The sequence below is a fragment of the Myroides sp. C15-4 genome (assembly GCF_050522745.1).
In the GTDB taxonomy this organism is placed as follows: domain Bacteria; phylum Bacteroidota; class Bacteroidia; order Flavobacteriales; family Flavobacteriaceae; genus Flavobacterium.
This window is the reverse complement of record NZ_JBMVQX010000062.1, coordinates 1-7,122: the sequence shown is the minus strand read 5'-3', so window position 1 is coordinate 7,122 and position 7,122 is coordinate 1. Positions and strand designations below refer to the sequence as shown.

The 7,122-nt window shown below is 46.0% G+C and carries 7 protein-coding genes; all 7 read right to left on the bottom strand.

Going from position 1 to position 7,122, the window contains the following annotated elements:
- Positions 1 to 33 precede the first annotated feature (33 nt).
- Positions 34 to 591, bottom strand: coding sequence for an exonuclease domain-containing protein (locus ACPDHL_RS15835; RefSeq protein WP_430533690.1), 558 nt, complete (start codon positions 589 to 591; stop codon positions 34 to 36).
- A gap of 234 nt (positions 592 to 825) precedes the next feature.
- A complete protein-coding gene (tet(X), locus tag ACPDHL_RS15830; RefSeq protein WP_408962313.1) occupies positions 826 to 1,962 on the bottom strand; it encodes a tetracycline-inactivating monooxygenase Tet(X) in 1,137 nt (378 codons plus the stop codon).
- A 23-nt stretch (positions 1,963 to 1,985) separates the two neighbouring features.
- Positions 1,986 to 2,363: a hypothetical protein gene (locus ACPDHL_RS15825; protein ID WP_044502095.1), complete on the bottom strand. Its 378-nt coding sequence runs from the start codon at positions 2,361 to 2,363 to the stop codon at positions 1,986 to 1,988.
- A 570-nt stretch (positions 2,364 to 2,933) separates the two neighbouring features.
- Entirely contained in the window at positions 2,934 to 4,427 is a 1,494-nt protein-coding gene (locus ACPDHL_RS15820) for an IS91-like element ISCR2 family transposase (RefSeq protein ID WP_001120888.1), read from the bottom strand.
- A 111-nt stretch (positions 4,428 to 4,538) separates the two neighbouring features.
- A complete protein-coding gene (locus ACPDHL_RS15815; protein WP_001100557.1) occupies positions 4,539 to 4,817 on the bottom strand; it encodes a LysR family transcriptional regulator in 279 nt (92 codons plus the stop codon).
- A gap of 54 nt (positions 4,818 to 4,871) precedes the next feature.
- The gene (gene floR, locus ACPDHL_RS15810; RefSeq protein ID WP_014053560.1) at positions 4,872 to 6,095 is read right to left on the bottom strand and encodes a chloramphenicol/florfenicol efflux MFS transporter FloR; all 1,224 of its coding nucleotides are present in this window, start codon (positions 6,093 to 6,095) and stop codon (positions 4,872 to 4,874) included.
- A complete protein-coding gene (gene estT / locus ACPDHL_RS15805; protein ID WP_416426551.1) occupies positions 6,088 to 6,930 on the bottom strand; it encodes a macrolide hydrolase EstT in 843 nt (280 codons plus the stop codon). Before estT ends, floR begins: the two co-directional genes overlap by 8 nt.
- Between the last annotated feature and the right edge of the window lie 192 nt (positions 6,931 to 7,122).

Here is a 7,122-nt window from a genome sequence, read left to right as displayed (position 1 = left end):
CTGAATATGTTCATAATCCCTGCTTTTTGAGCGCTAATATACTAAAAATATTAGGTATGTTTGCGGAGAATCAGATAGATTTTTCAAAACACTCAAGTCCATACTCGCATTATGAAAAATTAATAAATTAGATGAAAGATATTTAGAAAGTTCGTCTTCCCATAATTCTTGAAAATTAAGGGAAAATTCTACATCTTCATATGAAATTCCGTGTATTGAAGTATGAGTTTTTAAAAACTTTTCTGATTTTGGTGGATTTATATAGTGTTTTGTCGAATAAACTATTGTGTCATTTTTCACGAAGCATAATCCGATTGCACAAGCACTTAATCTACTGTTATTTGCTGTCTCAAAGTCAATAGCAATAAAATCAAATTTATTTTCAAAGTACTCAGGGAATGTATGAGGATTTTTAAATTGATTGAATTTCAATTTTTGCAAAATCGCTTGTTCGTATTGAGGTTTTACTTTATAACCAACTTGTTTTGCTTTTTTTAGCCAAGGTTCAAGAATATAGTTTGGTGTATTTTCGATAAAATTATAGAATAGAAATTCATTGTTTGTTTCAGGATTTATTCCCGAAACTTCCATTTCAATTTGATTTTTTGGTTTAGGTTTAAAAAAGTTAAACATAGTTCATTTTGTATAATTCAGACGAGTTTTGGTGTAATATGGCATATAACGTTTGGCAAATTGGCGATGGAGCCGACTTTTAGCACAAATGTTGAATAGAATTACTAATCTTCAACATTGCACAAAAGTTCAATAGAAGTACTTCACCGGCTCTATTGCCAATTTGTTTGTTATGTGCCGTTTTATTCCATTTTATACATTTAACAATTGCTGAAACGTAAAGTCGGGTTTAAACATTTCAATTTCGTTTATTATTGATTCTGCCTGTGCTTCTCTTCCATAAGCAAACATTTGCTGTTCATAATTTTCAATAGCCTCTTCAATGCTGTTAAATTTCCCATTGGTCAGATTATCCGACAATATCAAGGCATCCATCAACCCACTGTTTACGCCTTGTCCTGCAAAAGGAGGCATCAAATGAGCAGCATCTCCAATCATCGTTATGGGTAATGGACGCTTACTTTTCCAAGACTTATCTAAGGGAAATATTCGTGTCGCTAACCCTACAAAAGATGATGTCAAACGAATCAGTTCTTTGTAGCGTTCGTCCCAATCGGAAAATTTTTTCAGGAGAAAATCAACGACACTATTTCTGTCTTGAAAATCTACCCGCGTTTTGCTTTTCCATTCATCAGGTGTTTTAAAACTTATTCCAAAATGCAATGCACCATTATTATTAGGATTCGCAAATAATAAATTACCTTGATGAGCAGCCATTAGCCGGTTTCCATTGCAAAGCTGAAAAAATCCAGGACAGTTCACCTCCGGTTGATGAATATCGGCTTGTATATTGAAAGTACCTGTTTCTTCAACTTCCGTGTCGGTAACAAATTTTCTTACTTTAGACATTCCACCATTGGCAATAATAACCAGATCTGCTGTTTCACTCGATTTATCCTCAAAAGTTAGTATCCACTTCTCCTTATCAGGTTCAAGGGTAACAAGTTTTCTATCCCAAATGACGGTATCATTTTGTAAACTATTTAATAGGATAGTCCTTAAGTCATTTCTGTTTATTTCAGGATTGTCAAAACGATTTTCGGGTCTTACATTTTTTGTAGTTAAAATATTGCCCTTTTCATCAACAATATTTACACCCATTGGTAAAGCTAAGTCATAATAAGTTTGTAACAATCCCGCTCTTTTCATTGCTTCCTGTCCCGAATCCCTGTGCAGATCAAGTGTCCCACCAAAAATCCTTGCATCTTGGTCTTTGTCTCTCTCGTAAACTGTAATGTCCACGCCGTTTTGCTGTAACAATCTCGCCATTGTTAATCCAACAGGCCCGGCACCAATTATTGTAATTTTTTTATGTTTTAGTAAAGTCATATTCTTGTTCGCTGGTTTTAATGTCAACTAATGTCTGTCAATTTAATCACTTTGTTTTTTTTAAATTCAAACACGGATTTTCCTGATAACTTTAGCTTTTGCCCTTTTTTTAAGCCGTTCGGAAAGTCAATTGCTAAAATTGCTGTATAATCAATTTCTATTTCAGTGCTGTTGTCAAAATGCCTAAACGATTTAACTGTCTGTGTTCTCTTTGCAAAGTATGTTTTTGCTGTTTCTGCCTGTTGTTTAAACGCTGTTAACCCTTTCAGCGATAAACTTATATCATTATTTTGAATGTTTTCAAAAACAATATTATCGTCAAGGTCTGCAACCATTTTTTTGATATCAAATTGGTTGTATCCATCGATGTAGTTATTGATGATGTTTACTCTGTCGGTCATATTTTGTAATTATTTATCGGTTACATATTGGTGTTGTCTGTAGGTTGTTCTACGATAATTGCCAACTTTTAACTTCTATACGAAGGAACATGTTGGGATACTTGAACTTTCGATTTAGCGCCAACACGAGCAAACCGAAGTTAGCACCTACTCTCTATTCAGCATATTTTTTAAAAATACTTGTGGCAATGTGTCCGCCAAAACCAAAAGTATTACTCATTGCGTAATTCACTTGCCGTTGTTGTGATTGGTGTAACGTCAAGTTAAATATATCCCTATATTCAGGTTCAATATCTACCGAATTGATTGTTGGCGGAACAATGTTATTCTGAACAACGTATAGGAAGAATAAACGCCCTTTTCACCCAAGTCCAACAGCTTTGGACCGCAGTTGACTCTTTCGACACCCCTGCGATGCAACCCAATCCGGCTGACGGGGAGCCAGCAACGCTGAAAATTTACCCTCCTCTTTCCCACTAGCGGCTCCTTTTCCGACAACCAGCACGGCGGATCCCTGCCGCGGCGCTGTGAACGCAGCATTTTGATTGGTATCGTTGGCCTTCAGGCTCGTCAGTCAAACAGACCCAGGAGCAGCTCAGCCGGTGGCGCCCGGCTTTCGGGTAACGCCCTGGTCCCGCTGGTTTCGGCTTTGTGCTTCAGGTGATCAAGGATCTGCTTGATCACTATAGGGTCTTCAATGCAGGCGATGACTTTCATGGCGCCGCCGCAGCCGCTGCAGGTCTCGATGTCGATATTGAAAACACGCTTGAGCCGTTGCGCCCATGTCATCGACGCTCGCCGTTGTGCTGGTGTTGCCGGTTCATCAGCCACCCTGACCTTGTTGCCCCTGCCCCGTTTTGCCGGCGTGACCAACGCCCGGTGCCGACTGTTGGGTGCGAACACCCCGTGGAAGCGGGTTAGGTTGACTCTGGGCTTCGGTACCAGGGCGGCCAGCCTTGCAATGAAATCCAATGGTTCGAAAATGACGTGCGTGGTGCCGTCCCGGTACGGCGTCTTGAGCTGGTAGCGCACGTTGCCGCCTCGTGTTAACGACAGCCGCTTCTCGGATACCGCCGGGCGGCTGATGTACCGGCACAGCCGTTCGAGCTTCTTGCGTTCATCGGCCCTGGCCGCCACGCCGGCGTGCAGGCTGGACCCGGCTACCTTGCCAATCCCGTCACCGAACGGATCACCACTGGTCGGCAGAGTTTGCAAAGTGAACACCTTTCGCCCCGCCTGTGAACCGACAGCGATACGGTAAGTGATCGAGTGCCCCAGCAGGGGTGTCATCGGGTCGTCATCCACCGCATCCGAGGCCAGATAGCTGTTTTCGACATCCCGTTCCAGCAGGCCTTGCCGTTCCAGATAGCGACCCACCCGGTGGGCGATGGTGTGCGTCAGCTGGGTGAGCTCTGGGCTGGTCGGCGCCTTGACCCAGCGGAAACGCGCTGAGCCGTGGGATTGCTCGACATACACACCGTCGAGAAACAGCATGTGGAAGTGAACATTCAGATTGAGCGCCGATCCAAAACGCTGGATCAGGGTGACCGCGCCCGTCTTGGCCACTTGGTGGGTATGGCCCGCTTTCTTGACCAGGTGCGTGGCAATGACGCGGTAAACGATGCCCAGCACCCACCCCATGATCTCGGGCCGGCTGGCAAACAGGAAACGCAGCTGAAACGGGAAGCTCAACACCCACTGACGCATGGGTTGTTCAGGCAGTACTTCATCAACCAGCAAGGCGGCACTTTCGGCCATCCGCCGCGCCCCACAGCTCGGGCAGAAACCGCGACGCTTACAGCTGAAAGCGACCAGGTGCTCGGCGTGGCAAGACTCGCAGCGAACCCGTAGAAAGCCATGCTCCAGCCGCCCGCATTGGAGAAATTCTTCAAATTCCCGTTGCACATAGCCCGGCAATTCCTTTCCCTGCTCTGCCATAAGCGCAGCGAATGCCGGGTAATACTCGTCAACGATCTGATAGAGAAGGGTTTGCTCGGGTCGGTGGCTCTGGTAACGACCAGTATCCCGATCCCGGCTGGCCGTCCTGGCCGCCACATGAGGCATGTTCCGCGTCCTTGCAATACTGTGTTTACATACAGTCTATCGCTTAGCGGAAAGTTCTTTTACCCTCAGCCGAAATGCCTGCCGTTGCTAGACATTGCCAGCCAGTGCCCGTCACTCCGCGGTCTTCACTGCGTGATCGAGTTGATCGACACCCGCCGTGACACGCTCCATGAAGTGCCTGCCTGCGTCTGTTAGCCGAACGCCCCGCGCATGGCGCTCAAATAGCAGGACACCAAGGTTATCCTCCAGCGCTTTCACACGCGCGCTGACGCTCGACTGGCTGATACCAAGTGCCTTGGCCGCATGCCGAAAATTCAGATGCTCGGCGACGGCGATGAACTGAACAAGGGAAATGAGCGGTATCCTGCCAGACAGGATACCGACATTCACGAGGTTTCGATGGTTAGTGCGCCGCATCGGAGCGGGCCTGCTACCAGTCGTCGGTTAGACGACTGGCGACTTCTCGGTGGCAGCCCCACGGAGCCGAAGGAGCACCAGCCCCAACGAAACCAGTACCGCCATCGCCGTGGCGTAACAGATCACGGGCCACGCTGTGTCACCGTTTAAAAGTGCCACCGCCAATGTCCCGACAATGCTGACTATCAGGCTTTGAACGCAGAAGTAGAACGCGACCGCTGATCCCGCGATGTCGTCGAACTCTGCCAAAGCGCCGTTCGCGGTAACGGACACCGTGAAGACAATACCGACCGCGACAACCCACATCGGTAGGATGAAGGTGAGGAATGACGGCGAGCCGTAAAGTTCGCCGATCCCCAACAGGACCGCTCCGCAAACAAGCAACGCCATCCCACGCGCCACGCATCCTGCGATGCCCCATCTGGCGACAAAGGACTTCGCGAAACGGGTTGTCACGATCATTACAAGCGCGACAGTGGCGAAGGCAAAGCTGAATCCGATCTCGGAATATTCCGCTTGGCCTATGAGCACACGGGGAGCCGTCGAGAAGAAGACGAAGTAGGTGCCCATACCGGCGCTAAAGCCGACAGTGTAAACCCAAAAAGCCGGACTCGCGAAGATCGGCAAGACAGATCGGCGCGTCTTGACTTGATCCAGAGGGCGGGTTTCGTGCCACCTGAAACCCGCATTTAGGAGTGCGAGCATCGCCAGTATAGCCAAAGTAATGAATATCGCCTGCCATCCCAAGAACTCGCCGATCAATACTCCGGCGATAGGGCCGAGCGCAGGCACGAACGCCAGCATCGAACTGAAAAGGCCGTAGATGACGACACCCTCAGGACGGTTGGCATAAACGTCGCGAACCGTCGCGAACGTCGCCACCAGCATGGCCGACGCGCCCACTGCTTGAAGTAGACGGAAAGCGACAAAGGCCGGTGCAGTTGAAGACCAAGCTGCTCCCAGAGACGCAATGACGAAAGCCGTTGCGCCCGCAAGTAGAATTGGCCGTCGCCCGATTCTGTCTGAGAGCGGACCAAAAATCACCTGGCCCACGCCGAGCATCACCATATAGAGGCTCAACGTGAGTTGGATCATAGCGGGCGTCGTGTTCAGGATGCCGGGCATCGCTGGAACGACAGGGAGATAAATATCCATCGCCAGTGAAGCGAGGATGTCGAAAGGAGCCATCAGCAGCAGTGCTGCCGGCAGCGTATAGGCCCACGCGGGGCGTTGTTTTTGTTTATCAGTCATTTATGTGTTTTTCTATTCCATCAATTATTGATTTCCAATCATCAACGTGTAATTCGTGTCCTGTACCTTCAAGGGTGATTAGATTTGAACCTTTTATTTTTTCTAGTAAAAAACCTGCATTCTTATAATGCCAAATTTTGTCGTCTGTTCCGTGGATAATTAAGGTGGGTTGTTTGATTTCGTTTAATCTGTTCCAATATTCTTCACCACCTTGCAATGCAGCGTGATTGAACATACTTATATAATTGTTGGCTCTATTGAACTCAGCTCTTATCAGTTTTTCACTTCTTTGTTTGTCAAATTGTTTCTTGCCACTCATTAATTCTGCACTCTGAATTAAATAGTTTACCACACTGTCTTCATTTGTCCAATTGACTGTACCTGCTTTACTATGGAAATCTAAAATACTCGTGTCCATTTCAGGTATAGTTGGGTCTGAGTCTCCCCAAGGGCCTGATGACATAAGAGTTAAGGAGTTAACTCTGTCGGCAAACTTTATTGATGCTATTTGAGAAATTAGTCCGCCCAAAGAAATCCCCACAAAATGTGCTTTGTCAATCTTGTAGCCATCCAATATTGAAATAGCGTCATTAGTTAAGTCAACAATATCGTATGGAGTAGAACCTGGTTCATAATTAGTGGATTTTCCTACATCTCTGTTGTCGTAACGAATAACAAAAAATCCTTTTTCAGATAATTGTTGGCAAAATTCAGTGTCCCAATACAGCATTGATACGGTTGCACCTGCTACCAAAAGGATTGCTGGATTTTTCTTATTTCCAAAACTTTCCGTACAGAGTTCAATGCCGTTTGTTTTAATTATTTTCTCTTTCATTTCTGTTTTCCTTTGTTTGCAACTGATTATTATCAGTCCTAAAATTAATATCCAAAGTAGTTTTTATTTCATTTATCAATGTTTAACTGTTATGCTGGTATCTTTCACAATGCCCGCTAACGTTTGGCAAATTGGCGATGGAGCCGACTTTTAGCACAAATGTTGAATAGAATTACTAATCTTCAACATTGC

Coding starts and splice junctions, on each gene's coding strand:
- estT (WP_416426551.1), bottom strand. CDS start 6,930: ATGAAAGAGAAAATAATTAAAACAAACGGCATTGAACTCTGTACGGAA.
- ACPDHL_RS15825 (WP_044502095.1), bottom strand. CDS start 2,363: ATGACCGACAGAGTAAACATCATCAATAACTACATCGATGGATACAAC.
- floR (WP_014053560.1), bottom strand. CDS start 6,095: ATGACTGATAAACAAAAACAACGCCCCGCGTGGGCCTATACGCTGCCG.
- ACPDHL_RS15835 (WP_430533690.1), bottom strand. CDS start 591: ATGGAAGTTTCGGGAATAAATCCTGAAACAAACAATGAATTTCTATTC.
- ACPDHL_RS15820 (WP_001120888.1), bottom strand. CDS start 4,427: ATGCCTCATGTGGCGGCCAGGACGGCCAGCCGGGATCGGGATACTGGT.